The sequence below is a fragment of the Qipengyuania pacifica genome, from assembly GCF_019711555.1.
GTDB classification, from domain to species: Bacteria; Pseudomonadota; Alphaproteobacteria; order Sphingomonadales; family Sphingomonadaceae; genus Qipengyuania; species Qipengyuania pacifica.
In genome coordinates this window covers 511,275-538,196 of the sequence record NZ_JAIGNQ010000001.1, presented here as the reverse complement: position 1 = coordinate 538,196, position 26,922 = coordinate 511,275, and the positions used below count along the sequence as shown (strand labels likewise).

29 protein-coding genes are annotated in these 26,922 nt (G+C 62.1%); 9 read left to right on the top strand and 20 right to left on the bottom strand.

The window, feature by feature from the left end; translation table 11 throughout:
- The first annotated feature begins 24 nt into the window (after positions 1 to 24).
- Positions 25 to 831, top strand: a complete 807-nt coding sequence (locus tag K3177_RS02685) for an energy transducer TonB (RefSeq protein ID WP_221596886.1) — start codon at positions 25 to 27, stop codon at positions 829 to 831.
- Here K3177_RS02685 and K3177_RS02680 read toward each other — a convergent pair.
- The 6 genes from K3177_RS02680 to K3177_RS02655 all read right to left on the bottom strand — a co-directional run bounded on the left by K3177_RS02680 (position 828) and on the right by K3177_RS02655 (position 8,050).
- Positions 828 to 2,036, bottom strand: a complete 1,209-nt coding sequence (locus K3177_RS02680; RefSeq protein ID WP_221596884.1) for a DUF445 domain-containing protein — start codon at positions 2,034 to 2,036, stop codon at positions 828 to 830. The two genes, K3177_RS02685 and K3177_RS02680, sit on opposite strands and share 4 nt — an antisense overlap.
- 65 nt (positions 2,037 to 2,101) lie before the next feature.
- Entirely contained in the window at positions 2,102 to 5,572 is a 3,471-nt protein-coding gene (locus K3177_RS02675; protein WP_196847314.1) for an efflux RND transporter permease subunit, read from the bottom strand.
- Between the two features lie 14 nt (positions 5,573 to 5,586).
- A complete protein-coding gene (locus tag K3177_RS02670) occupies positions 5,587 to 6,786 on the bottom strand; it encodes an efflux RND transporter periplasmic adaptor subunit (RefSeq protein ID WP_103024672.1) in 1,200 nt (399 codons plus the stop codon).
- 239 nt (positions 6,787 to 7,025) lie between these two features.
- The gene (locus K3177_RS02665; protein WP_103024673.1) at positions 7,026 to 7,289 is read right to left on the bottom strand and encodes a GlsB/YeaQ/YmgE family stress response membrane protein; all 264 of its coding nucleotides are present in this window, start codon (positions 7,287 to 7,289) and stop codon (positions 7,026 to 7,028) included.
- Between the two features lie 150 nt (positions 7,290 to 7,439).
- Positions 7,440 to 7,739 carry a CtrA inhibitor SciP gene (gene sciP / locus K3177_RS02660; protein WP_103024674.1) on the bottom strand — a complete coding sequence of 100 codons (300 nt, stop codon included), beginning with the start codon at positions 7,737 to 7,739 and terminating at the stop codon, positions 7,440 to 7,442.
- Positions 7,736 to 8,050, bottom strand: coding sequence for a hypothetical protein (locus K3177_RS02655; protein ID WP_146029865.1), 315 nt, complete (start codon positions 8,048 to 8,050; stop codon positions 7,736 to 7,738). The genes sciP and K3177_RS02655 overlap by 4 nt, the downstream gene beginning before the upstream one ends.
- Positions 8,051 to 8,132: 82 nt before the next feature.
- On the opposite strand from K3177_RS02655, the gene mnmA reads away from it, so the two are divergent.
- Entirely contained in the window at positions 8,133 to 9,287 is a 1,155-nt protein-coding gene (gene mnmA / locus K3177_RS02650) for a tRNA 2-thiouridine(34) synthase MnmA (protein ID WP_221596882.1), read from the top strand.
- Here the strand turns inward: mnmA and K3177_RS02645 are convergent.
- Positions 9,284 to 9,628 (bottom strand): hypothetical protein, encoded by a 345-nt coding sequence (locus K3177_RS02645; protein ID WP_196847311.1) that lies wholly within the window; start codon positions 9,626 to 9,628, stop codon positions 9,284 to 9,286. The genes mnmA and K3177_RS02645 overlap by 4 nt on opposite strands.
- Before the next feature lie 32 nt (positions 9,629 to 9,660).
- Between K3177_RS02645 and K3177_RS02640 the strand changes: the two genes are divergently transcribed.
- Complete coding sequence (locus K3177_RS02640) at positions 9,661 to 10,791, top strand: serine hydrolase domain-containing protein (protein ID WP_221596880.1); 1,131 nt, start codon at positions 9,661 to 9,663, stop codon at positions 10,789 to 10,791.
- Here K3177_RS02640 and K3177_RS02635 read toward each other — a convergent pair.
- Genes K3177_RS02635 through pdxH form a run of 3 tightly spaced genes read right to left on the bottom strand, consistent with a single transcriptional unit; the run spans position 10,788 to position 13,122 of the window.
- On the bottom strand, positions 10,788 to 11,579 hold the full coding sequence (locus tag K3177_RS02635) for a PhzF family phenazine biosynthesis protein (RefSeq protein ID WP_221597429.1): 792 nt from the start codon (positions 11,577 to 11,579) through the stop codon (positions 10,788 to 10,790). The genes K3177_RS02640 and K3177_RS02635 overlap by 4 nt on opposite strands.
- Positions 11,580 to 11,581: 2 nt before the next feature.
- The gene (locus K3177_RS02630) at positions 11,582 to 12,517 is read right to left on the bottom strand and encodes a cation diffusion facilitator family transporter (RefSeq protein WP_103024680.1); all 936 of its coding nucleotides are present in this window, start codon (positions 12,515 to 12,517) and stop codon (positions 11,582 to 11,584) included.
- Entirely contained in the window at positions 12,514 to 13,122 is a 609-nt protein-coding gene (pdxH, locus tag K3177_RS02625) for a pyridoxamine 5'-phosphate oxidase (protein ID WP_221596878.1), read from the bottom strand. Before pdxH ends, K3177_RS02630 begins: the two co-directional genes overlap by 4 nt.
- A gap of 191 nt (positions 13,123 to 13,313) precedes the next feature.
- On the opposite strand from pdxH, the gene K3177_RS02620 reads away from it, so the two are divergent.
- From K3177_RS02620 to K3177_RS02605, 4 genes are read left to right on the top strand one after another with little or no spacing between them, the layout of a single operon-like run.
- Positions 13,314 to 14,267, top strand: coding sequence for a DnaJ C-terminal domain-containing protein (locus tag K3177_RS02620; protein ID WP_221596876.1), 954 nt, complete (start codon positions 13,314 to 13,316; stop codon positions 14,265 to 14,267).
- 3 nt (positions 14,268 to 14,270) lie between these two features.
- Positions 14,271 to 15,293, top strand: a complete 1,023-nt coding sequence (locus K3177_RS02615; protein ID WP_103024683.1) for a YihY/virulence factor BrkB family protein — start codon at positions 14,271 to 14,273, stop codon at positions 15,291 to 15,293.
- Positions 15,290 to 16,093, top strand: a complete 804-nt coding sequence (fabI, locus tag K3177_RS02610) for an enoyl-ACP reductase FabI (protein WP_221596874.1) — start codon at positions 15,290 to 15,292, stop codon at positions 16,091 to 16,093. Before K3177_RS02615 ends, fabI begins: the two co-directional genes overlap by 4 nt.
- A gap of 48 nt (positions 16,094 to 16,141) precedes the next feature.
- Complete coding sequence (locus K3177_RS02605) at positions 16,142 to 16,540, top strand: GFA family protein (protein ID WP_221596872.1); 399 nt, start codon at positions 16,142 to 16,144, stop codon at positions 16,538 to 16,540.
- Positions 16,541 to 16,549: 9 nt separating this feature from the next.
- On the opposite strand, the gene wecC is transcribed toward K3177_RS02605, so the two are convergent.
- The 10 genes from wecC to K3177_RS02555 all read right to left on the bottom strand — a co-directional run bounded on the left by wecC (position 16,550) and on the right by K3177_RS02555 (position 25,098).
- Entirely contained in the window at positions 16,550 to 17,815 is a 1,266-nt protein-coding gene (gene wecC / locus K3177_RS02600; RefSeq protein WP_282099629.1) for a UDP-N-acetyl-D-mannosamine dehydrogenase, read from the bottom strand.
- 65 nt (positions 17,816 to 17,880) lie between these two features.
- On the bottom strand, positions 17,881 to 19,008 hold the full coding sequence (gene wecB / locus K3177_RS02595; protein WP_221596868.1) for a non-hydrolyzing UDP-N-acetylglucosamine 2-epimerase: 1,128 nt from the start codon (positions 19,006 to 19,008) through the stop codon (positions 17,881 to 17,883).
- Between the two features lie 41 nt (positions 19,009 to 19,049).
- Positions 19,050 to 19,622, bottom strand: coding sequence for a hypothetical protein (locus tag K3177_RS02590; protein ID WP_221596867.1), 573 nt, complete (start codon positions 19,620 to 19,622; stop codon positions 19,050 to 19,052).
- 90 nt (positions 19,623 to 19,712) lie between these two features.
- Entirely contained in the window at positions 19,713 to 20,240 is a 528-nt protein-coding gene (locus K3177_RS02585; RefSeq protein WP_221596865.1) for a demethoxyubiquinone hydroxylase family protein, read from the bottom strand.
- On the bottom strand, positions 20,237 to 20,713 hold the full coding sequence (locus tag K3177_RS02580) for a disulfide bond formation protein B (protein ID WP_221596863.1): 477 nt from the start codon (positions 20,711 to 20,713) through the stop codon (positions 20,237 to 20,239). The genes K3177_RS02585 and K3177_RS02580 overlap by 4 nt, the downstream gene beginning before the upstream one ends.
- A 16-nt stretch (positions 20,714 to 20,729) precedes the next feature.
- Positions 20,730 to 22,070 carry a S41 family peptidase gene (locus tag K3177_RS02575; RefSeq protein ID WP_196847303.1) on the bottom strand — a complete coding sequence of 447 codons (1,341 nt, stop codon included), beginning with the start codon at positions 22,068 to 22,070 and terminating at the stop codon, positions 20,730 to 20,732.
- A 103-nt stretch (positions 22,071 to 22,173) separates the two neighbouring features.
- Positions 22,174 to 23,385 (bottom strand): murein hydrolase activator EnvC family protein, encoded by a 1,212-nt coding sequence (locus K3177_RS02570; protein ID WP_221596861.1) that lies wholly within the window; start codon positions 23,383 to 23,385, stop codon positions 22,174 to 22,176.
- Between the two features lie 18 nt (positions 23,386 to 23,403).
- Positions 23,404 to 23,826: a 23S rRNA (pseudouridine(1915)-N(3))-methyltransferase RlmH gene (locus tag K3177_RS02565; protein WP_196847981.1), complete on the bottom strand. Its 423-nt coding sequence runs from the start codon at positions 23,824 to 23,826 to the stop codon at positions 23,404 to 23,406.
- 129 nt (positions 23,827 to 23,955) lie between these two features.
- The gene (gene rsfS, locus K3177_RS02560; RefSeq protein WP_103024693.1) at positions 23,956 to 24,375 is read right to left on the bottom strand and encodes a ribosome silencing factor; all 420 of its coding nucleotides are present in this window, start codon (positions 24,373 to 24,375) and stop codon (positions 23,956 to 23,958) included.
- A gap of 57 nt (positions 24,376 to 24,432) precedes the next feature.
- Positions 24,433 to 25,098 (bottom strand): nicotinate-nucleotide adenylyltransferase, encoded by a 666-nt coding sequence (locus tag K3177_RS02555; RefSeq protein WP_221596859.1) that lies wholly within the window; start codon positions 25,096 to 25,098, stop codon positions 24,433 to 24,435.
- 252 nt (positions 25,099 to 25,350) lie between these two features.
- Here K3177_RS02555 and K3177_RS02550 point away from each other — a divergent pair, with 252 nt between their 5' ends.
- Positions 25,351 to 26,508, top strand: a complete 1,158-nt coding sequence (locus K3177_RS02550) for a M23 family metallopeptidase (protein WP_397489568.1) — start codon at positions 25,351 to 25,353, stop codon at positions 26,506 to 26,508.
- Between the two features lie 16 nt (positions 26,509 to 26,524).
- The gene (locus tag K3177_RS02545) at positions 26,525 to 26,914 is read left to right on the top strand and encodes a bactofilin family protein (protein WP_103024695.1); all 390 of its coding nucleotides are present in this window, start codon (positions 26,525 to 26,527) and stop codon (positions 26,912 to 26,914) included.
- Positions 26,915 to 26,922 lie beyond the last annotated feature (8 nt).

Sequence of the window (26,922 nt, the reverse complement as noted above, 5' to 3'; positions counted from 1 at the left end):
GTTCTTGCAAGCGCTCCGGATAGTATGGTCCTCGAACCATCGTCGCAGTGGCAACTCGATTACGGGGATACCCGCTGCCGGATCGGCCGTATTTTCGGTGAAGGCGAAACTGAGACGGCACTTTATCTGGAGCAGGTGGAGCCTTCTGAAAGCCTCCATTGGATCGTCGGGGGCGGGATAGTCACCCGCCTCGGATCGAAGTTCACAACCCAGTTCGGACCTGGTTTCGATCCTTACATCACCCGATCGGACATTGGTTTAACAATATCAGGTTTCGGGGATGCCGTTCGCGGGACCGGATTTGAAGATTCCGAATCGAACGCCGAATCCGACGAGGAAGAGCCAATCGGTCTACCACATCTGGATCCTAACGAAGGGGCTTCGGTTGAATGGGTGAGACTGTCTCGGGGCAATCGGAGCTATCAGCTTAAATTAGGCAATCTCAAGCCCGTATACGAAGCAATGAATACCTGCATGGTCAACTTGGTCACCTATTGGGGCGGCGATCCAGAATTGCTTCGCAAGCGAAAAACTGCACCCATCCTGACAAACTTGAACCTTGTTGCGATGCAAATCCAGCGCCACTATCCCTCGCAGGCACTTTCGAGAGGCGCACAGGCAGATTTGCTAATTCGCGCGATGGTCGAAGCCGACGGCACGGTAAGCAAATGCCATATTACAAGCCTGACGCAGGCAGACTTGTTCGATACCGAGGCGTGCCGTGTCATGCTTAAGGATGCGAAGTTCGAACCTGCGACAGACATGGATGGGCGCCCGATGGCATCTTACGCAATTCAACGAGTGCTCTACCGAATGAGTTCTAACCGTTAGAATATCGCCTCGAGTGTATGGATCGTCACGCCGACTAATCCGCCCACCATCGTACCGTTTATGCGGATGAACTGGAGGTCGCGGCCCACGGCGCCCTCTACCCGGTCGGTGATCGTCTGGGCATCCCAGCGGCGGACGGTTTCCGATACCAGCCGCACGATCTGGTCGCCATAGCGGGTGGCGACACCGACCGCGGTACGGCGGGCGAAGCGGTTTACCTGGCGTTGCAGCCGCGCGTCGTCGCGTAGGGCGGCGCCAAGTTCGCCCAGCGTCTCACCGAGATAACCCCCGCCCGGTCCATTGGAATTGCGGATCGACGAGATCAGATTGGCCCGCAGCCTTTCCCACACACCCTGCCACCATTCGCCGATGGCAGGATTGTCGAGCAGTTCGTTCTTCATCCGCTCGACACGGTCCCGCATCTCCGGATCTTCGCGCAGGCCCCTGGCGAGCTCGTGCAGGCCTTCTTCCACCTTGCTGCGCAGCGGATGCTCGGGATCGACCAGAACCTCCGCCAACAGCTTGTAGAGCCCGTCGAGCACCGAATTGGCGAGCCGCTCGTCGAGGCCGGTAAATCGCAGCACGGCGTTCGCGCGCTTGTGCACCATGTCGCGCACCATCGTTTCGTTGTCTTCGAGCACCAGCCCGGCCCAGCGGATGATCTTGTCGATCAGCGGCTTGTGGCGCCCGTCGGCGATCATCGCGTCGAGCATGCCGCCCAGTAACGGCGCCACTTCGAGCTTGCCGAGCTGGGCCTTTATCCCGCTGCGGACCTGTGTGCCGAGCCGTTCCGGATCGAGCGATTCGAGTACTTCGACGGCGAGTTCCCCCGCCCCCGAACGGATACGCGAATCCTTCATCGCGCCGGGATCTGCCAGGTAACTGCCGACGGCGTGGGCCAGGTTCATCGAGCCCATCCGCCGGCCGACGACGGCTGGCGTCAGGAAGTTTTCGCGCAGGAAGCCAGCCATCGTGTCGGCGATGCGGTCCTTGTTCTCCGGAATGATCGCCGTGTGCGGTATCGGCAGGCCGAGAGGGCGGCGAAACAGCGCGGTCACGGCGAACCAGTCGGCAAGCCCGCCGACCATGGCCGCTTCGGCAAAGGCGTGGAGATAGCCCCAGGCCGGATGCGCCTCCAGAAAGCGACCGGACCACAGGAACAGCGCGGCCATCAGCACGATGAGCCCGGTTGCCGTGCGCCGCATGGTGCGCGCACGGTCTGCCGCTATCGGAGGGTCTCCGGAAGGCAGACCCGCTGGCGAGCGGCCCTTCACTCCGCGGGTTCGACCCCCGGCTCTTGCGAGCCGTTCCGCACGATCCCGCGCGTATCATCGCCTTCCTTGTAGGTCAGCATGCGGGTGCGCAGCCACGGGCCAACCCGCTTTTCGAAGCCGTCGGCAAGGCTGAACCCTGCCGGCACGATAAGCAGCGTAAGCATCGTCGACAGGATCAGTCCGCCAATCACCACGGTACCCATTGGCGCGCGCCATGCCCCGTCGCCGCCGCCGAACACGCCCGACAGGGCCGTCGGCACCATACCGGCCGTCATCGCGACCGTCGTCATCACGATCGGCTGTGCACGCTTGTGGCCGGCATCGATGATGGCGTGCAGCTTGCGCGTGCCCTTGTCCATTTCCTCGATGGCGAAGTCGATCAGCAGGATCGAGTTCTTCGATACGATGCCCAGCAACAGCAGGATACCGATGTAGACCGGCATCGATTGCGGCTGACCGAACAGCCACACCAGCAGAATGCCGCCGAGCGGAGCCAGAGCGAGACTGGTCATGTTGACCAGCGGGCTCATCAGGCGCTTGTAGAGCAGCACCAAGACGGCAAACACGAGCAGGACACCCGAGGCGATGGCGATTGTCAGGCTGGTCATGAGCTCGGCCTGCCATTCATCCTGACCCACGACGTCGCGATTCACCCCCTGCGGGAGATCCTGCAGGATCGGCAAGGCATCGATCTTCGCCTGCGCTTCGCCCGTCACCACGCCCTGCGCCAGATCGGCGCCGACAAGAACGCGGCGGTTCTGGTTGTAACGCTGGATCGTGGTCGGACCCGAGCCGAAGGTAATGTCGGCAACGCGGGACAGCGGCACCGACCCGCCGCTGGCGGTCTGGACCGGCAGATTACGGATGGTGGTCAGATCTTCGCGCGATTGCTCCGGCAGCTTGACCCGGATGGGGATCTGGCGATCGGAGAGCGAGAACTTGGCGGCATTCTGTTCGATTTCGCCCATGGTCGCGATGCGGATCGTCTGGCTCAGCGCGACGGTCGTCACACCGAGTTCCGCGGCAATGTTCTCGCGCGGGGTGATGATCAGTTCGGGGCGGTTGATGTCCGCGCTGATGCGCGGCGCGACCAGCATGTCGATGCCCTTCATCTGTTCGACCAGCTTGGCAGCGGTTTCGTTGAGAAGTTCCGGATCCGACCCGGCAAGCATGACGGTCATATCGCGGCCAGACCCGAACCCACCCGATTGCGACGCGAACCGGACGCGCGCATCGGCGATCTGCGCAAAGGTCGGAGCCAGGGCGCGCTCGAATTGAATGGAGGTACGTTCACGGTCGGGGCGCAGCGTGATGTAAATCGTCGCCTGTCCTTCGCGCACGCGTTCAAGCGCCCGGTCGACTTCCTGCTGCTGATAGAGGATCGCTGCGACCTGATCGGCTACCCGTTCGGTCGTCTCGAGAGTGGTCCCCGGGACCATCTCGATTTCGATACGGCTATTGTCATCGTCGATATTCGGCTGGAACTGTGAAGGCACGATGCCGAACAGCAGGATGGTCAGCAGCAGCGCGAAATAGCCGACGCCCAGCATCCACACCCGGTGATCGAGGAAGCGGGCACGGAGATATTGCCACACCTGCGCCATGTGATCGCCGAAACGCCGGACAATGAAACCGAGGATTGCGAAGGCGGCCAGTGTGGCCAGCAGACCGGCAGCGAGGGCCAGCGCCAGCTGGATCACGCCGACAAGTTTTGAAAGGATTTCAGCAGGCAGGCTGGCATTGGGGCCAGCGATCATTGCCGAAATGCCAAACCCCTGCAAAAATCCCGAGACCGTCATCGTGACACCAGCGGAAACGGCCAGGGCGAGCAGCACGACCAGCAACAGGGACAGAACGTAGAGCCAGCGATGGCGCGGCCCTTCCAGCCCTTCGCGCGCAGCATACATCTTGCCCCGATCGAGCGACCACCGCAGCACGTTCATATAGCGGTCCATCAAGGGACCTTCACCGTGCGCGGCTTCGCCATGCGCCTTGAGGAAATAGGCCGCGAGCATCGGCGTGATCATACGTGCGACCGCCAGCGACATGAGCACGGCGACGACGACGGTGAAGCCGAAATTCTTGAAGAACTGGCCCGAAATACCGGGCATGGCGCCCACCGGGAAGAAGACCGCAACGATGCAGAAGCTGGTGGCGACCACCGGCAGGCCGATTTCATCGGCAGCATCGATGGATGCCTGATAGGCCGTCTTGCCCATGCGCATGTGTCTGACGATGTTTTCGATCTCGACGATCGCATCGTCCACCAGCACCCCTGCCACCAGGGCCAGGGCGAGAAGGGACAATTGGTTCAGATTGAACCCGAGCAGGTCCATGAACCAGAATGTCGGGATAGCCGACAACGGAATGGCGACGGCGGAAATCGCCGTTGCACGCCAGTCACGCAGGAAGAAGAACACCACTACCACGGCGAGGATGGCGCCCTCGATCATGGCGGCCATGGCGCTTTCGTACTGTTCCTTGGTGTATTTTACCGTGTTGAACAGCGGGATGAACTTCACACCCGGATTTTCGGCTTCGATCTCCTTGATCTTTTCGAGAGCGTCTTCATAGACGGTGACGTCCGAAGCGCCCTTGGCGCGGCTCATGGCGAAATTGACGACTTCCTTGTCCCCGACCTTGCTGATCGACGTCCGTTCGGAATATCCGTCGCGCACCTTGGCGACATCGGCGAGCTTGACGGTGCGGCCGCCACCCAGCTGAATCTGGCGCTGGCTCAGCGCATAGGCGTCTTCGCTATTGCCGAGCACGCGAACCGACTGCTTGGTGCCGCCGACTTCGGTCGCGCCACCAGCGGCGTCGATATTGCTTTGCCGCAGCACTCCGTTGATCTGGCTCGCGGTAACACCCAACGCCTGCATCTTAGGCAGGTCGAGGATGACTTCTATCTCGCGATCCACTCCACCGAACCGGCTGACTTCCGCCATGCCTTCGATGCTCAGGAGTTGCTTGGCGACATTATCGTCGATGAACCAGCTCAAGCCTTCGATCGTCATGTCGTCCGCTTCGACGGCATAGATCGCCAGGAAGCCGCCGGAGACTTCCTGTTTGGTTACGCGCGGTTCAATAATCCCGTCAGGCAGGGACCCGCGGATCTGGTCGACCGCGTTCTTAACCTCGGCAACGGCGTCGTTCGGGTCCGTACCGATCTCGAACTCGATAAAAGTATTGGAATTACCCTCGCTCGCCGTCGAATTGATCGAATTGACCCCGTTGATCGAGCGAACGGCGGATTCGACCAGTTGCGTAATCTGGTTTTCGATTTCGGTCGGTGCCGCGCCGGGTTGGGAAATCGATACGCTGACCGCCGGAAATTCGATGTCCGGATTGTTGACCACATCCATGCGGGCAAAGCTGATCAGTCCCGCAAGCAGGAGGGCCGTGAACGCGACCAGCGGAATGACAGGATTGCGGATCGACCAGGCAGAAATGTTCCGGAAGCTCATCTACTTGTCTCCGCTCACTCGGCCTCGGCCGCGCGCGTCTTCACGGTTTCGCCTTCGGTCAGGAACCCACCGGCACGCAGCACGACTTTTTCACTGCCCGTAAGACCGTCGGTAATCACGATGCCCTTCGAAGTAACCGTACCGGTCGTGACCGGACGACGCTCCGCTTTGTTTTCGGCATTGACGATCAGGACGTATGGCCCCTCGCGATCGGACAAGACGGCGCTTTCCGGCAGGATCGGGGCAACGACGGTGCCGCTGGAGATGGTCGCGGTAGCAAATCCACCCGGCCGAAGCCCGGGAGCGTAAGACAGCGCTATGCGCACAGTGCCTTGCCTGTCTTCAGGGCTAATCGTGGGCGAAAGCTGCCAGACCTGCCCGGTATAAAGCTGGTTGGTGCCGACAGGGCGGATCTGCGCCCTCGTTCCGACGGAGATGGAACTGAGAGCATCTTCGTTCAGACGAGCCAGCATTTCCATTTCGCCGCCGCGCGCGATGCGGAACAGGGGGGCAGCCCCTGCGCTGACCGTCTGGCCGGTTTCGACACTGCGCTCCAGGACATAGCCGGAATCGGGTGCGACGATATTGAGGCGGGCGTTGCGGGCGCGCAATTCGCCGAGCTGTGCCTGCGCCACGCGGACGCGGGCGACCGCAGCGTCGCGTGTGGCCGTCAGACGATCGACATCTGCCTTCGAAACGAAGCCGCGATCGACCAGCTGGAGCGCACGGTCGAGATTGGCCTGCGCCAGATTTGCATCGGCCTGGGCCACCTGGATATTGGCCGCGGCGCTCTGGACCTGCTGAGATTGTACGGACTGGTCGATGCTCGCGAGCACCTGTCCCTTGCGGACCCAGTCGCCGGCTTCCACCGGAACGGACACGACGCGGCCGCCTTCACCGACAACGCCCACAGGCATTTCGCGGCGCGCAGACAAAGTGCCCGTGGCTGTGATTTCGCCATCGACCGTCGTCCGGCCGGGGGTGATCACGGTCACGGTCGGCGCCTGTGCATTTTCGTCACCCGCCGGCGTCGTCGTGCCCGCGCCGCGCAGGACGAAGAACGCCACGATCGCCACGGCAAGAACGAGCAGAGCAGCAATGATGATGATCCGGCGCTTCTTGCGCGCGGACCCTTCGAATTCGGCGGACTCACGGTCGAGTTCGACCGCAATCGGCTCGCCCTTTTCAGCCATCACTCCAGATTCGTAGTTCATCTTTTCCCTGCCCCAGTAGCGCCACGGATATGCGGTGTATTACATGCCTATATCACTTAGCGCAAGATTTTCGCAATCCGGGCGATATACCCGGGTCATGATTAGGGCAATCTAGGGTTCGACCGATGGCATGCATGGCTTGACGAATGTCACCGTCAAACCACAACGTGGAGCAGACACGAAAAGGGCGGAGCGCCTGGTAGCGCCCCGCCCTTCGCGAAATAAGTGTATTGTTCGGCTTAGCGGACGCGTCCGCGCTGAACCATATTGGCGATGCCGAGAAGCACGATTGCGCCCAGCAGCGACATCAGGAGGCCCGGTACGCTGAATTCGGTCAGCGTCGCGCCGATACCGATGAGCGAGCCGATGAAGCCGCCGATGAACGACCCGACGATGCCAACGATGATATTCCAGAAGATGCCCATCGAGGCATCACGGTTCATCACAAGGCTTGCGAGCCAGCCGATGATACCGCCGACGATGATTGCGATAATCCAACCCATTACAATTCCTCCTGTTTACCCCGTCAAACCCTTTGGCCCTTCAACGGACCGTCGTGTCATACGGTTCCCTGCGTTGGGTGCAGGAATGCAAGATGAGCGTGTGGGTGGGTGTTTGGTTCCCGCGAAGCGATCCCGGGGAACCGGCCGGGATCAATATTTCAGCTGACGCTCGTAGAGGTCGCGATAATGCTGGATGCGCGTCACCCGCAGGCCCTGCATGCCCGAACGGTCGACCGACCGTTGCCATGACGCGAATTCCTCGAGGCTGAGCGAATAGCGTTCGAGCACTTCATCGATGGTCAGCAGACCGCCGTTCACGGCAGCCACGACCTCCGCCTTGCGGCGCACGACCCAGCGCTTCGTCTTGGGTGAAGGCAAGTCGTCAACGGTCAGCGGCTCCCCGAGGGGGCCGATGACTTGTGCAGGGCGGATGTCCTGGTTTTCGATCATTTGTTCTCTCTATCGCCGTGCACCGCATCGCTTGCGGCATCCGCAGCACTTAACCCGGTGGGTTTGCCATGGCTTAAATCTTCATGGTTAAACGCCGGTTTACTTTCCTCGCCGACCTCGCGGCGAGCTTCGCCGAATGCGTTGAAGCCGCCGTCGACCTTGCCCAATTCGTCTCGCAAATCGCGAGTCGCGGCGAGTTTTGCGACCAGATCGGTCCAGCGGAACTGCCGCAAAACCGGAGTTTCACGCTGATCCTGGACCTGCGCCCTGTTGATGTGCCCCTCGAACATGCAGGATGGATAGCGCGCCATGGTAAACGATCCGTGAAACCATGATTGTGGGCCTTACGGGGTCCTACTGGTGGCAGGCGCGCAAGCCGTGTATGGGGCGGCAATGCACGCAACCGAAACCCTATCGCCGGACCAGGCCGCTGCACTGTTCGACCTGCCGCGGCCGGCTTCCGAATGCCGTATCGTCGTCGCCATGTCGGGCGGCGTGGACAGTTCCGTCGTGGCAGCGCTGGCCGCGCGCACCGGGGCCGAAGTCATCGGCATCACGCTGCAGCTTTACGATTATGGCGCGGCAACCGGGCGCAAGGGTGCGTGCTGCGCCGGGGACGACATTCGCGATGCGCGCGCGGTCGCCGAACGCCTCGGTATCGCGCATTACGTGCATGATCACGAAAGCGCCTTTCGCGAAGACGTGGTCGAAACCTTTGCGGACGATTACCTCGCCGGACGCACGCCGGTCCCCTGCATCAGGTGCAACATGGGGCCCAAGTTCACCGATCTGCTCGACATGGCGCGCGAACTGGGGGCGGACTGCCTCGCTACGGGCCATTATGTCCGGCGCGTGATGGGGCCGGCAGGGGCCGAATTGCACCGCGCGGCCGATCCTGCGCGCGACCAGTCCTATTTCCTTTACGCCACGACCGACGACCAGCTCGACTTCCTGCGCTTCCCGCTGGGCGGCATGCCCAAGACCGATGTGCGCGATCTTGCCGAAGGGGCGGGCCTGCGCAACGCAGCCAAGCCCGACAGCCAGGACATCTGCTTCGTTCCGGACGGCGATTACGCCAAGATCGTCAAGAAGATGCGGCCCGAAGGCGCACGGCCGGGCGCGATCGTCCATGCCGCCACGGGCGAAACCCTGGGCGAACACAAGGGCGTCATCCACTACACGGTCGGCCAGCGCCGGGGTCTCGAAATCGGCGGCCAGCCCGAACCCCTTTATGTGGTCGGGATCGATGCCGCCGAAGCGCAGGTCAAGGTCGGCCCCAAGCGCATGCTGGCGGTGGCCGAAGCGCATATCATCGAGACCAATCGCATCGGCCCGCTTCCCGACGTGCCGCTGACGGCCAAGGTCCGCAGTCTCGCCAAGCCGGTGCCGATCGTGCTCGACGGTTCGCTGGGCGACGGCCGGCCCGTGGCGATTCGCTTCGCCCAGCCCGAATTCGGCGTGGCCCCGGGCCAGGCGGCGGTGATCTATGCCGGTGACAGGGTCGTCGGTGGCGGCTGGATCGATTCGACCACGCAGGTCGCCGCCTAGTCCTGCCACTCCTGCAACAGGCAGCCATAGCCTTCGCGGTATGTGGCCGTATCGGACGCGATGAGCGGGATGGACGCCGTTACGCTTTTCGCCTCGGCATCCTCGCTCAGCGAGATCAGTTCCATGCCGTCCAGCTTGTCCTTGGCGCAATCGTCCAGGCTGCGTCCGGCCACGAAGCGGCACGAACAGGCGACCCGCGCGGCATAGGCCGATCCGGTGGCGCCCGTCTTGCGCAGGCCATCGCCCCACGCCAGCCAGGCAGCGCCAAGTAGCGCGGCGACCAGCAGGATCAGCCACAGCCAGCGGCGCGGGTTGCGGGAGTGTGTTTTGGCCGTTGCCAAGCGGGATTCCTTCGTGCGAGTGACGCCGGGCCATGACCCTGCGTTTCGCCCCCCTTATCGCGCTTGCCCTCGCCACCTCAAGCCTCGTCTCCTGCGGCTCGCCGGGTCCGGTCGAAGAACCCCCGCTGAGCGAAGAGGCTCTGGCCGCGGTGAGCAAGGATCCCGGCGCCCCGACCAAGGCCCTCGCCCGCGCGGCGGACGAATTGTTCACGCTGGACGGGCTCGGTGAAACGCGCGCGCTGGTGGTCTATCATGGCGGCAAGCTGGCGCTGGAACGCTACGCCCCGGGCTATGACAAGGATACGCGCTTCGTCAGCTGGTCGATGGCCAAGACGGTCACCGCCGTGATGATCGGCATGCTGGTGGCGGACGGGCAGCTGCGGCTCGATGCCCCCGCCCCGGTCCCGCGCTGGCAGCGCACCGGCGATCCGCGTGCCGAGATTACCCTGCGCCATCTGCTCCAGATGCGCAGCGGCCTCGAACACACCGAAGCCGGCGACCCGCCGTGGGAAAGCGGCGAAGTGCGCATGCTGTTCCTCGACGGGCGCGACGACATGGCCGATTACGCCACCGCCCAGCCGCTGGAGGCGGAACCCGGCGAAAAATTCGAATATTCCTCCAACACCACCGTGATTCTCGCCGCGATCGCGGCCCGCGCCCTGACCGACAGCAAGAATCCCGACGTGCGCCGCAAGGCGGTGGCCGATTATCTCAAGGCGCGATTGTTCGAACCGCTCGGCATGACCAGCGCCGTGCCCGAATTCGACCGTGCGGGAACGCTGATCGGCGGCAGCCTGATCCATGCGACTGCGCGCGACTGGGCGAAATTCGGGGAGTTACTGCGCAACAAGGGATCCTATCGCGGCGAGCAGCTCGTCCCGCGCCAGTGGGTGGACGAAATGGTCGAACCCAGCCCGCGCAGCCCGCAATACGGGCTCCAGACCTGGCTCAATCGCCCCCTTCCCGAAGGCGAGGAACACCCGCTGTTTCCCGATCGCGCTCCGCACAGCGCTTTCTCGCTGATCGGTCACATGGGTCAGTATGTCTTCGTTTCGCCGTCGCAGAAACTCACCGTCGTCCGGCTCGGCCATTCCAACGCCGAAGAACGCAAGGCCATGCTCCAGCAGTTGGCCGACGTGATCGAACTCTATCCTGCAAGCTAGGGCAGGACGAAACTGCCTTCGACCACGGTGATGCAGGATCCGGACAGAATCGCCCTGTCCCCGTCCCGGCGGCAAACGGCATGCCCGCCACGCTTCGATGCCTGGAACGCGGTGAAGCTGTTCCGCCCCAGCCGCTCGGTCCAGAAATAGGTCAGCGCGGCGTGGGCCGACCCGGTGAAGCTGTCTTCATCCACGCCGCCGCCCGGCACGAAGACCCGGCTCACCACATCGGTTTCCAGACCCGGCGCCGTGCAGATGAACTGGTCGTTCCCCAGCGCGGCCAGACCGCGCAGATCGGGGTCCAGCGCACGCACCTGTTCCTCGTTTTCGAACAGATAGATGCCGTACCGATCGGGACTTAGCCAGACGTCTTGCGGCTTCGCCCGCAACAGGTCCACCGCCTGCGCCCAGGCGTCCGGCTCGGTCGGGATCAACGGCAGTGCCAACTCATATCCGGCAGCCCCGCGGGTTACCGCGAGCAGCCCTGCCCGGCGCGTACGGAACGTTACTTTATCGCCGCCATCGCGCATCAGCAGCGCGTGTCCGCTGGCAAGCGTCGCATGGCCGCACAGGCGCACTTCTTCCGTCGGGGTGAACCAGCGCAGTTCCCAGTCAGCCTCGCCGCTCGCATCGCGCACGACGAATGCGGTCTCGGCGAAATTGTTCTCTTCGGCGATGGCCAGCAGTGTCGCATCGTCCAGCCAGCGCTCCAGCGGCATCACCGCGGCCTGATTGCCCGTAAAGGGGCGCTCGGCAAAGGCATCGACATGGAAATAGGGCAGCTTCAAACTCACGCATCTTTCTCCAGCTTGGCGAATTCGTCATCCTCGACCAGCGGATTGCCGGGTTCGTCAACATGACCTTCCGGGTCGATATGGATGAGCAGTTCCATGCCCGGAAACTGTCCGCACAAATCCTCTTCGACCCGTTCGATGATCGCGTGCGCCTGCTCGATCGTCATCGCCGGCGGCAGGTCGACATGGAACTGGACGAAATCGCGGTTGCCGCTGGTCCGTGTACGCAGGTCGTGTAGGTTCGAAAGCTCGGGATGCCTGGCCGCCGCCTCGACGAAGGCGATCCGGCGCGATTCGGGCCATTCGCGGTCCATCAGCGCATCCACCGCCTCGCTCGCGCCGCGCCACGCCCCGAAGGCGAGCCAGGCGGCAATGGCGAGGCCGAACAGCGGATCGGCCAGGCCCAGGCCCGCATACTGATCCAGCATCAGGGCTGCGATCACCGACAGGTTCAGCAGCAGGTCGGACTTGTAATGCAGGTGATCGGTCTGGATCGCCAGGCTGCGCGTCCGGCTCATCACGTAACGCTGCCAGCCGAGCAGGGCCAGGGTAAGCGCAATGGCAATCACCGATACGGCGATACCGTCCCCTGCAGCAGCGGTCTGGTGCTGCCCGGCAAGCTGCATGATGGCGCGCACCGCGATCCCGAATGCGGAAAGCGCAATCAGCATGACCTGGAATATCGCCGCCAGCGCCTCCGCCTTGCCATGACCGAACCGATGGTCCTCGTCGGCGGGCATGGAGGCGACCCATACGCCGGTCAGCGTGGCGAGGCTGGCGATCAGGTCGAGTGCCGAATCGGCCAGACTGCCGAGCATGGCCGTCGATCCGGTGCGCCAGCTGGCCCAGGTCTTCAGCGCGACCAGTATCACCGCCACGGTGATGGACGCCATCGCCGCGGAACGGGCGAGTTTGGCGGTGGGCGCCGTCATGGATAAAGCAGCGTGTTGGACCACGCTTCTTCCGCGCTATCGCGCGAGAACAGTCGCCGGTCGTGAAGGCGGAATTCGCGATCCTGCCAGAATTCCATCCGGCGTGGACTGAGCCGGAAGCCCGTCCAGTGTTGTGGGCGCGGCAAGTTGCCTTCGGGATAATGTTCTTCCAGAGCGGCCACCCGGTCGAGATAGACCTGGCGATCCGGCAGCGGGCGGGACTGGTCGCTGGCAGCGGAACCGATTTGCGAGACCCGGGCGCGCGAATGGAAATAGGCGTCGGCCATCTCCCCGCTGACTTCCTCCAGCGGGCCTTCTATCCGGATCTGCCTGCGCAGGCTTTTCCAGTGAAACAGCAGGGCCGCGCGCATATTGGCGCGGATCTGCTCACCCTTGCGGCTTTCGGCATTGGTATAGAATACGAAGCCGTCGCTGCCATGATCTTTCAGCAGCACCATGCGCACGGACGGGAATCCGTCGGGCGATGCGGTGGCCAATGCCATCGCATTGGAATCGTTGGGCTCGCTTTCCTTTGCCTCGGCAAACCACACTTCGAACAGCATGAACGGGTCGCTCTGCGGAATGGCGCTGGTGTCGTTCTGCATCGGACGTTTCCTACACTGGGAAGAAGTTGGAACTGGGTTCAGGAGCAAAATTCACCGGAGCCCGTTTTTGCCCGACAGGGCCTATATACAGGAAATAGCCATCGACCATGGGATGTTCTCTATCGCCAATATGTTTTGCAGGAAACCACGCGCGCTTGCATGCGCATGGCGTAGCAATTAGCTAACACACCATGGCCGATCCCTACTCCACACTTGGCATAGCGCGTAACGCGTCCGAAAAAGACATCAAGAGCGCCTATCGCACGCTCGCCAAGGAACTGCATCCCGACCGCAACAAGGATAATCCCAATGCGGCCGAACGCTTCAGTCAGGTGACCAACGCCTATGATCTGCTGTCCGACAAGGACAAGCGCGCGCAATTCGATCGCGGCGAAATCGATGGCGATGGCAACCCGGCCAATCCCTTTGCGGGAATGGGCGGCGGTGGCGGATTTCGCCCCAATGGCGGTCAGCGCGGATACCGGACGGAAGATTTCCAGGGCTTCGGCGGTGAAGAAGTCGATCTGGGCGACATCTTCGAAGGCCTGTTTGGCGGGCGTGGACCGCGCGGCGGCGCAGGCGGACCTTTCGGCGGCGCCCAGCAGCAGCGCCGTCAGCCACCCCAGAAGGGCGCGGATATCGGCTACAAGCTGCGCGTCCCCTTTACCGATGCAGCGACGCTGAAGGATCAGCGCATTACGCTGGCAGACGGCAAGACGATCGATCTCAAGCTGCCCAAGGGTGTCGAAGACGGCACGCAGATGCGCCTCAAGGGCAAGGGTCAGCAGGGTCCCGGCGGCGCGGGCGATGGCCTCGTCACCATCGCGATCGACCGGCACAAGGTATATCGGCGCGAAGGCGACGATGTGCGGCTCGATCTGCCGATCACGCTCGACGAGGCAGTGAACGGCGGCAAGGTCCGGGTGCCCACGGTCGATGGCCCGGTCATGATGACCATCAAGGCCGGTACCGACAGCGGCACCGTGCTGCGCCTGAAGGGCAAGGGCTTTACCCGCAAGAACGGAAGCCGGGGCGATCAGCTCGTGACTCTCGAAATCCACCTTCCCGCCGATCTCGCGGAACTTGCCAAGCGGCTCGATGGGTGGAAGGACGATGGGGATCCGCGCAGCAAGCTCGGGATTTAGTTTTTGTCGCAGCAGGACTTGGTAGAAGATCAGGACCGCGAGGTTCGTTCGCTGTCGCCGGAACAGCGGCGCAAGGACGCTCGTCACCTGCGCGATCGTCTGGAAGATCAGGTCGGGCCCGGCACACGCGCATGGGAAGTGGCAAAGCGTACGCTCGTCGGCACCTATAATGATGGCTTCATCCACGCGGGCAACCTCGCCTACCTCTCGATGCTCGCCATTTTCCCCTTCTTCATCCTCGGGGCGGCGGTCTTTTCGGCCTTCGGTGAAGAAGCCGAACGCGCGGCCACGATCAATGCCGTCCTCAGCGCCATGCCGCCCGTGGTCGGCAATGTCATCGAACCTGTCGCCCGCGACGCGATCGAAGCGCGCAGCGGCTGGCTTTTGTGGGTCGGCGGGCTGGTCGGCCTGTGGACGGTGGGCAGCCTGATCGAGACGATCCGCGATATTCTGCGCCGTGCCTATGGCACCCATGCCGAACATGCCTTCTGGAAATATCGCCTGCTTTCTTCGGGTGTAATTCTCGGCGCGGTATTCCTGCTGATGCTCAGCCTCATCGCGCAATTCCTCATCGGTACCGCGCAGGAAGTGATCGAAGCCTATTTCCCGCAGCTCGTTGATCGTGTGTCGGACCTGCGCCTGTCGCGCATCGTTCCGGCACTCGGGCTGTTCGGCTCGCTTTACCTCATCTTCTATTCGCTCACGCCATCGAAATACCGGCGCAAGCGCTATCCCAAATGGCCCGGCGTCCTGCTCACCACTTTGTGGTGGATCGCCGTGACTACCTTGATGCCCGCGGTGCTGCGCAACTTCTTCTCCTACGACCTGACCTATGGCGGGCTTGCAGGGGTAATGATTGCGCTGTTCTTTTTCTGGCTTGTCGGGCTGGGTGTGGTTATCGGCGCCGAACTGAACGCCGCCTTGGCCGAAACGCCCGAGGAAGAAATGAACTTTATCGGGCGGGAAGACGAACGCCGCCGGGCTTCTCTGGCCCGTGAAATGCAAGAAGAGGAGCACGCCGAATGAGCGGGTTGATGACAGGAAAGCGTGGGCTGATCATGGGATTGGCCAATGACAAATCGCTGGCCTGGGGAATAGCGAAGCAATTGCGCGAACACGGCGCCGAACTGGCGTTTTCCTATCAGGGTGACGCGTTGAAGAAGCGCGTGGGCCCCCTTGCCGAACAGCTCGGCAGTGATTTCCTCATCGAATGCGATGTGTCGGACATGTCCGCGCTCGACACGGCGTTCGACACGCTCAGATCGCGCTGGGAAACGATCGACTTCGTCGTTCATGCCATCGGTTTTTCGAACAAGAGCGAACTGCGCGGGAAATATGTCGACACCAGTCTCGACAACTTCCTGATGACGATGAACATTTCGGCCTATTCGCTCGTCGCGGTCGCGCAGCGGGCTGCGGCCATGATGCCCGATGGCGGCTCGATCCTCACCCTGACTTACTACGGCGCGGAAAAGGTCATCCCGCATTACAACGTCATGGGTGTGGCCAAGGCCGCACTGGAAACCTCGGTGAAATATCTCGCCAACGACCTGGGTCCGCAGAACATCCGCGTCAACGCGATCAGCGCCGGGCCGATCAAGACGCTGGCCGCCAGCGGCATCGGCGACTTCCGCTACATCCTCAAGTGGAACGAACTCAACTCGCCGCTGCGCCGCAATGTCACGATCGACGATGTCGGCGGGTCCGGCCTCTACTTCCTGTCCGATCTTTCCTCGGGCGTCACCGGCGAAACCCATCACGTCGATGCCGGCTACCATGTCGTCGGCATGAAGCAGGAAGACGCGCCCGACATCGGGCTTGTCTGATATTTTCGTTCATCGTATGTTCTGCCTCGACTCAGGGGAGAACGTGCGATGCTCGAAGGTGGATGCCAGTGCGGTGAAGTACGATATCGGGTGTCGGGCGATCCGGCGCATCATGCGCTGTGTCATTGCCGGGATTGCCGCGCCTCATCCAGTGCTCCGGCAACAGCCTGGATGGCCTTTGCTGCCGAAAACTTCAATGTAATCAAAGGAAAAACGGTTTCCTACAACTCCTCCGGCGCCTCTTGGCGGCACTTCTGCGGCCAATGCGGCACCGGTATGTATTTCATCAACGAACAGATGTTGCCGGGTATCGTGGACATCCAGTCCGCTACCCTCGATGACGCGCAGGCTCATCCCCCGGCAGCGCAGATCCAGACGGCCGAACGCCTCGATTACATGTCCGATCTCGCGGCAATGCCCCAGTTCGAACGGTACCCGGGCCAGTAAATCCCGCGATCAGGCCACGTCAGGCCATATCCCGCGCGTGTCATAGATAATCCTGTCCTGCCGTTCCTCGGCGGGTATCACCTTGAACACGTCGTGGTCGACGAGAGCAATGAGTACACCGCACTCCTCGAGCGCGGTATCGATATCGACCAGTTCCGCGTTCGTACCGGCAAATTCCTGCGGTAGTTCGCCTGCATAAGGTTCCACGACGCACACCCTGTCCCCATATTCGCGTGCAAGGGATGCCGCCACATAACGCGCGGGGCTTTCACGGAAATCATCGATGTTCGCTTTGAAGGCGAGGCCCAGACAGGCGATTTTCTCACTAGGGCTGGCTTCGGCCAGTGCTCTTGCACGGGCAAGCACGTGATGCATCTTCAGGTCGTTCGTTTCGCGAGCCTGGCGAATAATCCGCGCTTCCTCGGGTGCGCCGTGAACGATGAACCACGGATCCACGGCGATGCAATGACCACCCACACCTGGTCCGGGCGTAAGAATGTTAACCCGCGGATGCCGATTGGCGAGACGTATCACCTCCCAAACATCGAGCCCCTGCCGGTCGGCGATCATGGAAAGCTCGTTAGCGAAGGCGATATTGACGTCGCGAAAAGCATTTTCGACCAGCTTGGTCATTTCGGCAGAGCGGGCATCCGTCGTGACGCATTCGCCTTTCACGAACCGTTTGTAGAAGGCGAGCGCCTTCCGTGCGCAGCGAGGCGTAATTCCGCCGATCGACCGATCGTTATGCGTCAGTTCTTCCAGAATTTTGCCCGGCAGCACCCGTTCCGGACAATAGGCGATGCTGATGTCGGGGCGACCTTCTGCTATTCCCGGCATGGCCAGGTCGGGCCGCACTGCGGCGATCGAATCACGCACCGCTTCGGTCGTGCCGACGGGCGACGTCGATTCGAGAATAACCGTGTCACCCTGCTTAAGAACTTGAGCGACTTTTCTCGCCGCCGCCATGACGTAACTCGTATCGGGCGTGTGGTTGCCGTCCTTTGCGAAAGGTGTGGGCACAGCGATGACGAACACGTCGGCAGATGCCACCTCGGTCGATGCCTTGAGCAGCCCACGCTGGACAACGGCCTGTACCAGACCATCCAGATCGACTTCCTCGATGTGAATTTCGCCCCGATTAATCGTATCGACGACGCCTTGTGCCACATCGACACCATGCACCGGACAACCAGCACGCGCGATGACCGCAGCAGTAGGCAGGCCAATATATCCCAGACCGATCACACAGACGTCCGGTTTCATGTCACCACGCATGGTATTTCAGTCCCTGAATTTTGCCGAGCATGCCTAGCGTCGGGTGGTAAATTTAACAGTAACGGCTATTTCCGTGGCACCAGAAGGTCGATGATCCTTGCTGCCGAGTGCCCATCGCCAAAAGGATTATGTGCACGGGCCATGGCCGAATAAGCCGCGTCGTCGTCAAGCAGCCGTTCGGTCTCGTAGACAATCTTATCTGCATCTGTGCCCACCAACCTGGCCGTTCCGGCTTCCACGCCTTCGGGCCGTTCGGTGGTTTCACGCATGACCAGCACCGGCTTCCCCAACGCAGGCGCTTCTTCCTGTACACCCCCACTGTCGGTTAGCATCAGATGGCTGATATCGAGCAAACGCGCAAAATGCGGATAGTCGAGCGGATCGATCAGGGCGACATTGTCGAGCCCACTGAGCTCATCGTTCATAACTGCCCGGACGTTCGGATTGAGATGCACGGGAAAGATGACCGCCACATCGGGACGCGCGGCAATCCGTGCAACAGCTCGAGCTATGCTCCTCATCCCGTCACCGAAATTCTCGCGGCGATGGCTTGTTACGCCGATGATGCGTTTGCCGGCGAAGCGGGATTCCAGCGAAGCAAGGCCGGAGGCAATTTCCGGGTGCGCCTGGGCATGTTTCGTGACCCAATGCATAGCGTCTATGACCGTATTCCCGGTCACATGCACGCTCTTCGGGTCGACGCTCTCACGCAATAAGGCCGCCTGCGCGGTCGCTGTCGGCGCACAATGGAGGGTGGCAAAGGTCCCGACTGCACGTCGGTTAACCTCCTCCGGCCATGGCTGGTAGATATCGCCACTGCGCAGGCCTGCCTCGACATGGCAAACCGGGATCTTGCGGTAGTAGGCGGCAAGTGCCCCCGCCAAGACCGTGGTCGTGTCGCCCTGCACCACCACCCAATCAGGCTGTTCGTCATCAAGCACTTTGCCGATTTCGAGCAGGGCACGTGCGGTCAGCGCATCGAGGGTCTGGCCCGGCTGCATCAAATCGAGATCGTGGTCAGGGATGACGCCGGTGATATCCAGCACCTGGTCCAGCATTTCGCGATGCTGAGCGGAAATGCAGACGCGGCTTTCGAATCGCGCATCGTCGGCCAAGGCGTGAATCACGGGAAACAGTTTGATCGCTTCGGGCCGAGTGCCGAAGACGGTGAGGATTTTCTGGCGCGCGGTCATGCGCGCATGCCTACCCGCAAAAGGTTAAATGGCGATAGAAATTACTGCGGGTCTTCTTCACTGCTGCTCGGCTGGGGCAGCGCGGAGGCGTCCGGCGTTTCGGCGGCACGCTCGCGTTCGAGGCGTTCCATGTAGTCACGCTCGATCATTTCGACGCGTTCCTGCTCGGAGGCGGCGTCTTCATCGATCGTCGACAGACGCTTGGCACGCTCTGCCGCGATTATTTCACCGAAGCGCACACCGGCATTGTTCGCCTTGTCGGCATAAGCAGCGTCGATCATCTGCTGCGTACAGCCGGTAAAGCCGCCAGCGCCCGTTGGCGAGCAAGACATGATTCCGAACGCCCCGGCCATTTCGAAGCTCTCTACGCGTTCGGCCCAGGCTTTGTTATCGGGGCTGTCCGAAAAGCGGAGATTTTCAGGAATGCGGTACCGCTCGCTCTCCGCCTTGCGCGCGCAGACGACAATCTGATCAGCCGTGCTCTGCGGACATTCATCATCGCCATAGACGATGACCATATTGTAATTGTCATCCGACGCTTCCGGTACCTGCTCCTGTGCAGCTAGGGGGGAAGCAAACGCAAGGCTGGCGATGGCAATCAGGGGCTTCGACATGGTCGTCCTCTCGGCGAATAGGTACGCAGAGCTTAGCGCTCTGCGGGGTGAACTGTCTATGAAGCGCGCGCCGGGCCCTGCCGGTTCCCGTTATACGCGTTCGGAGATACGGATTGCAGCCCGGCACCCCAATCGAATCAGCCCGGACAGTAGCGGATAGGCTGGAGCACGTTCAGCTCCGGCGGCTAGTGCGGCATCACGATGTTCCCGCTCGTCATCGCGAAATTGCTCGATCATTCCCGCGAGTTCGGGATCCTCGCCGGTCTCGTGGAGGCGGTCGAGCTGCTTCGAATAATGATCGTCGATTTCGGTTTCGATTGCCGCGGTACAGGCCATGGCCGCTTCCGGTCCGATCAGGGCGGTAACGGCGCCCAAGGCAAACCCTGCCCTGTCCCAGAAGGGCTGAAGCACCGTCGGGCGGACACCGCGTTCGGCCATGAGCGCATCGAACTTCGCCCGGTGACCAGCCTCCTGTTCGGCCATTCCTGCGATTTCAGCAGAGTGCGGGCCACGATCACCCATGACCGCCAATTGTCCCGCGTAAATGCGGGTGGCGCCAAATTCGCCTGCCTGATCGACGCGAATCATACGTTCGATATGGTCGGGAACTGCTGTCATACACGTCGGTCCTTGCCGAGCAGCGCCAGAATGGAAAGCCCCGCCACAGTCGAGATGAGGAAATTATATCCCGCCAGGCTGATGCCGAAGAGGGTCCACGCAGGCTCGTCACATCGGACCAGCGGCGTGTTCATGATGTCGTCTAGCGCGTTGCCTGTGCCGCCCCCCGTCACCACCGCACAGGATGTCACACCCTGCCACCAGCCATATTCGACGCCCGCATGAAACAGCCCGATCCCGCCCGAAATCAGAATGGCCAGAGCGGCAAGACCGGTCCACAAACGAACTGGGGCAATGGCATAAGCCATCAAAGCAAGCGCCACGGCGGCGAAATGCGGCCAGCGCTGCCACCAGCACATCTCGCAAGGATATAGCCCGAAACCATATTGCGACAGATAGGCGCCGCCCAGCAGCAAGGCTGGAACGGCGAGCGCCAGGACGCGGGCGAGACGAACGTGCTGCGAAAGGCTCATGGAGCCGCGGTGTACCTTATTTGGCGCGGGCGGCAATGCTCTTGGGGCTGGTACGGCGCAGTGTTTCCAGTGCGTAATGCAGCTGGAAATCCTCGATACCCTTTTCCTTCAGCTCTTCGGCGGTCTGCTGGAAGCGCGGGTCTTCGCGCATGTCCTTTTCGATCGCCTCGTCGGCAAGACCGATTTCGTTGACCAGGTGCCCGCGCAGGTCCGATTCGCGCATCTGGAAACGAGCGCGCTTTGCCAGATCGGGATCGGACAGCTGCGGCACGGCGATATCGGGCGTGATCCCGCCTTCCTGAACCGAGTGGCCCGATGGAGTGTAATAGCGCGCCGTCGTGAGCTTGAGCGCGGCATCATTGCCGAGCGGTAGCAGCGACTGGACGCTGCCCTTGCCGAAGCTGCGTTGCCCCATGACGACGGCCCGGCGATGATCCTGCAACGCCCCAGCGACGATTTCGGAGGCCGAAGCCGAGCCGGCATCGATCAGCACGACGATGGGCAGACCCTCGGCAATATCGCCGCGGAAGACGGTTTCCGCATCGTAGGAAATGTTTTCGCCCCGCGCCCGGCCGCGCTGGGAGACGATACGGCCGTCGCTGAGAAAGAGATCGGATAGCGCGACCGCCTCATCCAGCGAACCGCCGGGATTGGAGCGTAGGTCGAGCACCAGGCCGTTCAGGCGGCCCGTAGCGTTCTTCTGAAGGTCTTCCCATGCTCCGAACACGTCACTGCCCACATCGCGCGAAAATTCGTTGACCATGATGTGGCCGATATTGCCATCCTCAAGCTCCCAGGTGACCGGCTCGAGCTCGATCACGCCGCGAGTCACCGACACATCGAAAGGTTCATCCCGACCGGGCCGGAATATCGTCAGCTGGATCGACGAACCTTCGGGACCGCGCATCTGCGCCACTGCCTCATCGAGCGACTGGCCAACGATGAACTTGCCATCGAGATGAGTGATGTAGTCGCCCGCCTTGAGACCGGCCTTGTCGGCGGGGCTGCCGCGGAACGGCGAAATGATCTTCACGGCACCATCGTCCTCGACAACGGAAAGTCCGAGGCCGGAATAATTACCGTCGATCATCGTTTCGAGGCGCTGGAGATCGCTGCCGTCGAGATAGCCGGAGTGCGGATCGAGCGAGGACAGCATGCCATCGATCATGCCGCGAATGAGCACGTCGTCTTCGACCGGCTCCACATAACTGGCCTTGATGCGCTGATACACCGCCAGAACCTTGGCGAATTCGGGACCGGCACGGCCATCGACCTGCGCAAGGCTGGCGGTAGTCGCAGGGATTAGCGCCACGGCGGTCACGAGGGCGGCCGAACGGGCCAGGGCGGCGAATTTCATTGGCGGAACAACTCCTTTGCGCCCGCAATCTATAGTCTGTCTGCGCTGAATGCCAGATGAGCATTGCTACCAACCCGGCATGGAGCGATTTATCGCCAGCGTGTCACCGCAAATGGTCGAGCGGGTTCACCGGTTCCCCATCCTGCCTGAGCTCAAGCGTGACCTCGCCCGGCGCTGCCGGTGCAAGGCCGAGCGGCGACCCTGCACCCACATTTTGCCCCACATCGACATCGAGCGTCCCGAGACCCGTCACGAGGCTGATCCACCCATTTGCATGCTCGACAATCACGATCCTACCGAATCCCCGATAAGGGCCGGCAAACGCAATCCTGCCCGCGCCCGGGGCGACGATCAGCGCGCGTGGGCGCGCCGACAATACAATCCCCGCCTGCCGTTGTCCGCTGGCCGCTGCCTCTCCGAAACCGGCCGCGATCTTGCCCGCGACCGGCAATTGGTACTGCGTGGGCGGTTCAGTGGCGCTTGGCCGCGGCGACGGGGCAGAAGAAACGCGCGCCGTCCGCGGATCGGCGGGCCGCGGCAATGGCCCCGGCAAAGCAGCAAGCCGGGTGCGGAGCGCTCCGGCCACTTCGAGCCGCCCCACGAGCTGATCGAGATCGATCGCCTGTTCCGCCAGGACCAGGGCCCGCTGCGCTTCACGATCGGCACCTCCGGCAGCGCGCCTTGCCTTTAGCCGTTCGCTTTCCGCCAAAGCCGTGAGCTGCTTGCGGCGCTGGATCAGCGCCGCTTCGCTGTCTCGCCGATCGGCCACGGCCTGGCGTGCTTCGGCCTGAAGCGATTTGGCTCTGTCGAGATCTCCCCGCAATGCCGCTGTGCGATTGCGAATTACAGGTATCGTGCTGTCGAGCACGGCGCGCGTATAGACAAGGTCGCGTAATGAACCGGATTGCAGCGCGGATAACGCCAACGGGCGGCGCGACATCGACTGGAGCGCCCCGGTCAGGCGAACGAGCGGAGCCCGCCGCGCCGACAGGCGTCGATCCAGCAGTCGTCTTTCGCGATCGGTAAGCGCCAGACGGGCTTCAGCAGCAGCAATCGATGCCTCTGCCTGCTGCACCCTCGCCGCGAGCGCAGCCGCATCAGCGCGGGCCTTGGCCGACGTCTCGCGCGAACTGGCCGCCTCGCGTTCCAGCCTTTCGCTGCGCGCGCGGGCGTTGCGCTGCTGCTGGCGCGCAGCATCGAGCGCCGCGCGCGCTTCATCTGCGCTGTCGAACCGAGAGGGTGCCTGCGCAATCGCAGGCAGGCCCAGTAGGCCTGCGACGGCAAATGCGGCAATGACGGCGAAGCGGCACCTCATGGCGTCCGTCCTGCCCGATCAGCCGCTGCGATGATAGGGGTGACCGGCAATGATAGTCGTAGCGCGATAGAGTTGCTCCGCCAGCATGGCGCGAGCAAGCAGATGCGGCCAAGTCGCCTTGCCGAAGGCGAGCAGCAAGTCGGCCTGGCTGCGCTCGTCTTCGGAATGCCCGTCGGCGGCGCCCAGTATGAAGCGGCATTCGCGCATACCGTCGTCCCGCCAGCGTCCGAGAATGTCCGCCAGATCTTCGGATGGGAGATCTTTCCCGCGCTCATCGAGAAGGACGGTCTTGTACGGTGTCTGCGGCTCGGGAATGCGGCCCCCGGTTTCGGGCAGTTCGGTGAATTTCACCGGCCATGTCAGCCGCTTCTCATAGCGCGCGACAAGTTCAGCCTCGGGCGAGCGCGCAATTTTTCCGCGAGCGATGACATGAAGCAGAATGATCAACGCTCCCGAATTGGTGGCAGACTCGGCCCATTCGAACCCGGCAATGCCAGGCAACGCCCCCCGTGGAGCTATCTTTAATGAGGGTACTTGGTCCCGGTCTCTATCTCGAAAACGGGACGGTGATTATGCCATCCCGGCGACGGGCGGCGCATCACCGAATGCCCACATACGCTCCAGATTGTAGAAGCTGCGAACCTCCGGGCGGAAGATGTGGACGACGACATCGCCTGCATCGATCAGCACCCAGTCTGCAGCTGGCAGCCCTTCGAGCTTAACCGGGCCAAAGCCTTCCTGCTTCACCTTTTCGGCAAGCTTTTGAGCCATCGCGGCGACCTGACGGGTCGAGCGGCCCGATGCGATCACCATGTGATCGGCAATGGAGCTTTTCCCTTCGAGATCGATGGTCACGACTTCCTGAGCCTGATCATCATCGAGCTGTTCAAGCACAAGCTTGAGCAGCGGATCGGATTTTGCATCAGCCAAGGCAATCACCTTTGCCGAAGCAGTCCCGGAAGAAGCCGGGCTGGTTTGCGCCTGAGTCATAGGCGAATATGTTACTCCTGATTTGAGAGGCTTGGGCCATGAAGGATACAACGCGCATCATGGCGCGGTGGTTTCCTCCCCGGACGGTATCCTTCGATGCGTCAGCTGGTCCCTCGGAGACGGCCCGGCATAGCGTAAAGCCCAATCGGGATCAGCACGGCGGATGGCCGTGGCCGATCTTTCATCGGGATCGAAACGCAATGTCACCAGTGCCGGTGCGCTCCATTCGCCCCTATTCACAAAGCTGGGAAGAGGTACCGAAAAGCGCCTCAGCCAGGCCATCGCGGGGCTCGCGATAGCAGCGGCATCATAGCCGGGCCTGGCGATAACCGCAATCGGCATCGTGCGTGCAATGCCGCGCCAGTCGCGCCAGCGATGGAACTGCGCCAGATTGTCCGAGCCCATCAGCCAGACGAACTCCCGTTTCGGGTATCGCCGCGTGAGGGCTTTCAATGTGTCCGCGGTGTACCGCGTGCCCAGTTCGCGTTCGATCGCCGTCACGCGGATACGCGCCCGTTTCGCTTGCGCCATCGCCGAGAGCACACGGGTGGCGAGCGGCGCCATCCCTTCTGCCGGTTTGAGCGGATTGCCGGGGGATACCAGCCACCAGACCTCATCGAGCCGCAGCGAGCGTAGCGCGAACAGCGAAATACGCCGATGGGCGCCATGTGCCGGATTGAAGCTGCCCCCCAGCAGGCCGATCCGTTTGCGGATGCCAGTCAAACCGGGAACCTGTCTCGTTCAGGAAACACAAGCGAACGAATGACAGCCCTGACCGCAGCGAATCGATGGTTCGCGTAAAGCATTAGTGCAGGGTTTAGTTCACGGACTTGTTCGAAAATTTGTGCGCGGCGAAACCACTCGTCCCGTTCAGGGTTCGACTCGTGGATTCTTCGGGAACCTCGATTCGATTTCATTAACATCTTTCGCTAGCGACACGCCCGGGACGTTAAAGACCATAAGGGACGGGTCGTTTTGAGCAAACCATTTGCCACCACTGGCTGGGGGAACCGTGTGCGCGGCTGGTTCCCGGACCGCGAATTTTTCATGCGATCGGAAGGCCAGGTCCGCTTCATCACCATATCGTCGAGATTGCAGATGACGGCCGCCGCTATTGCGCTGGCCGTCTTCGTTATCTGGATGACATCGATGGCCGTTGCGGGCTGGACCCAATATCGCGCCACAGCCGACCGGCTGTCATTGCTGGACCGCGAAGCGAAGGTGGCAACTGCGACCGAGCGCGTGGACGCCTATCGCAACGACATCGACGCCGTCGCAAGCGACCTCGTCAAACGGCAGGAATTCATCGAGGACATGGTCGCCTCGTTGCCAGAGGACGTGAAAGCGGTACAGAACGTCAGCGATTCGTCGGGTGAAGCGGCGGCTATGGTGGACAAGGTCAGCGTATCCATTCCCGAAGCCGGACGGCTGGCGCGGATCGAAGCGCGTCAGTTGGCTTTCGTCGAGGGCCTTACGCGTTATGCCGACTGGCGTTCACAGCGCGCCGCAGCCGCGCTCAAGAAACTGGGCCTCAATCCCGATTCGATGATCCGCAATGCCGATCGCGGCGCGATGGGTGGTCCGCTCGAGAAACTGACGACCGGCGCCGGCGATACCATCGATCCGCGCTTCGAACGTCTCGGTCTTTCGATTGCCCGCATGGATGCGCTCGAGCGCGGCCTTGACGGCGTACCGCAGGTCGCCCCGGCCAATGTCCAGATGGTAACATCGAGCTACGGCTATCGCCGCGACCCGTTCACCGGCGTCGCCGCCATGCACAAGGGTCTCGATTTCCGCGGGCCGACAGGTACGCCGATCTACGCCGCATCCGATGGCCGCATCAGCTTTGTCGGTCGCAAGTCGGGCTATGGCAATGTAGTGGAAATCAGCCACGGTAACGGGCTGATGACCCGTTATGCCCATATGTCGAAATTCAACGCGAAGGTCGGTCAGACGGTCGAAGCCGGGCAGACGATCGGTGCGATCGGGTCTACCGGCCGTTCCACCGGCCCGCATCTGCACTTCGAGGTGCGAATCAACAACCGTGCGGTCAATCCGCGCACCTTTCTGGAGACAGCCCCCCATGTTCTCGAAGAAATCCGACGAACTTCCCAGCTCGACTCCGCCAGCTAATCCGGGAAGAGATCGTATGGCCAGCAAGAGCAATTCCACCTTCTCCGTCCTCGGGTCCGATCTGACGATCACGGGCGACATCCAGGCATCGGCCGATCTGCATATCGATGGTTCGGTCGAAGGCGACATCGCCTGTTCCTCTCTGGTGCAGGGCGAAACCAGCACCGTTAAAGGCGCGATCAAGGCCGAGTCGGCCCGGCTGGCCGGCACTGTCGAGGGATCGATCACCGCGCGCGAACTGGTAATCCTGAAATCCGCGCGGATCATGGGCGACGTTTTCTACGACGCGCTGACCATCGAACAGGGAGCACAGGTCGAAGGCCGGTTCGCCCACCGCGATACGAAAGCCAAGGCGTCCGCAGCCCCGCAAGGCGGCACAAAGCCCGAGCTCACCGTCGCCGGCTGAGAGCTTAT

Coding starts and splice junctions, on each gene's coding strand:
- K3177_RS02685 (WP_221596886.1), top strand. CDS start 25: ATGGTCCTCGAACCATCGTCGCAGTGGCAACTCGATTACGGGGATACC.
- K3177_RS02680 (WP_221596884.1), bottom strand. CDS start 2,036: ATGCGGCGCACGGCAACCGGGCTCATCGTGCTGATGGCCGCGCTGTTC.
- K3177_RS02675 (WP_196847314.1), bottom strand. CDS start 5,572: ATGAGCTTCCGGAACATTTCTGCCTGGTCGATCCGCAATCCTGTCATT.
- K3177_RS02670 (WP_103024672.1), bottom strand. CDS start 6,786: ATGAACTACGAATCTGGAGTGATGGCTGAAAAGGGCGAGCCGATTGCG.
- K3177_RS02665 (WP_103024673.1), bottom strand. CDS start 7,289: ATGGGTTGGATTATCGCAATCATCGTCGGCGGTATCATCGGCTGGCTC.
- sciP (WP_103024674.1), bottom strand. CDS start 7,739: ATGATCGAAAACCAGGACATCCGCCCTGCACAAGTCATCGGCCCCCTC.
- K3177_RS02655 (WP_146029865.1), bottom strand. CDS start 8,050: ATGGCGCGCTATCCATCCTGCATGTTCGAGGGGCACATCAACAGGGCG.
- mnmA (WP_221596882.1), top strand. CDS start 8,133: ATGCACGCAACCGAAACCCTATCGCCGGACCAGGCCGCTGCACTGTTC.
- K3177_RS02640 (WP_221596880.1), top strand. CDS start 9,661: ATGACCCTGCGTTTCGCCCCCCTTATCGCGCTTGCCCTCGCCACCTCA.
- K3177_RS02630 (WP_103024680.1), bottom strand. CDS start 12,517: ATGACGGCGCCCACCGCCAAACTCGCCCGTTCCGCGGCGATGGCGTCC.
- pdxH (WP_221596878.1), bottom strand. CDS start 13,122: ATGCAGAACGACACCAGCGCCATTCCGCAGAGCGACCCGTTCATGCTG.
- K3177_RS02620 (WP_221596876.1), top strand. CDS start 13,314: ATGGCCGATCCCTACTCCACACTTGGCATAGCGCGTAACGCGTCCGAA.
- fabI (WP_221596874.1), top strand. CDS start 15,290: ATGAGCGGGTTGATGACAGGAAAGCGTGGGCTGATCATGGGATTGGCC.
- K3177_RS02605 (WP_221596872.1), top strand. CDS start 16,142: ATGCTCGAAGGTGGATGCCAGTGCGGTGAAGTACGATATCGGGTGTCG.
- wecC (WP_282099629.1), bottom strand. CDS start 17,815: ATGCGTGGTGACATGAAACCGGACGTCTGTGTGATCGGTCTGGGATAT.
- wecB (WP_221596868.1), bottom strand. CDS start 19,008: ATGACCGCGCGCCAGAAAATCCTCACCGTCTTCGGCACTCGGCCCGAA.
- K3177_RS02590 (WP_221596867.1), bottom strand. CDS start 19,622: ATGTCGAAGCCCCTGATTGCCATCGCCAGCCTTGCGTTTGCTTCCCCC.
- K3177_RS02585 (WP_221596865.1), bottom strand. CDS start 20,240: ATGACAGCAGTTCCCGACCATATCGAACGTATGATTCGCGTCGATCAG.
- K3177_RS02580 (WP_221596863.1), bottom strand. CDS start 20,713: ATGAGCCTTTCGCAGCACGTTCGTCTCGCCCGCGTCCTGGCGCTCGCC.
- K3177_RS02575 (WP_196847303.1), bottom strand. CDS start 22,070: ATGAAATTCGCCGCCCTGGCCCGTTCGGCCGCCCTCGTGACCGCCGTG.
- K3177_RS02570 (WP_221596861.1), bottom strand. CDS start 23,385: ATGAGGTGCCGCTTCGCCGTCATTGCCGCATTTGCCGTCGCAGGCCTA.
- rsfS (WP_103024693.1), bottom strand. CDS start 24,375: ATGACTCAGGCGCAAACCAGCCCGGCTTCTTCCGGGACTGCTTCGGCA.
- K3177_RS02545 (WP_103024695.1), top strand. CDS start 26,525: ATGGCCAGCAAGAGCAATTCCACCTTCTCCGTCCTCGGGTCCGATCTG.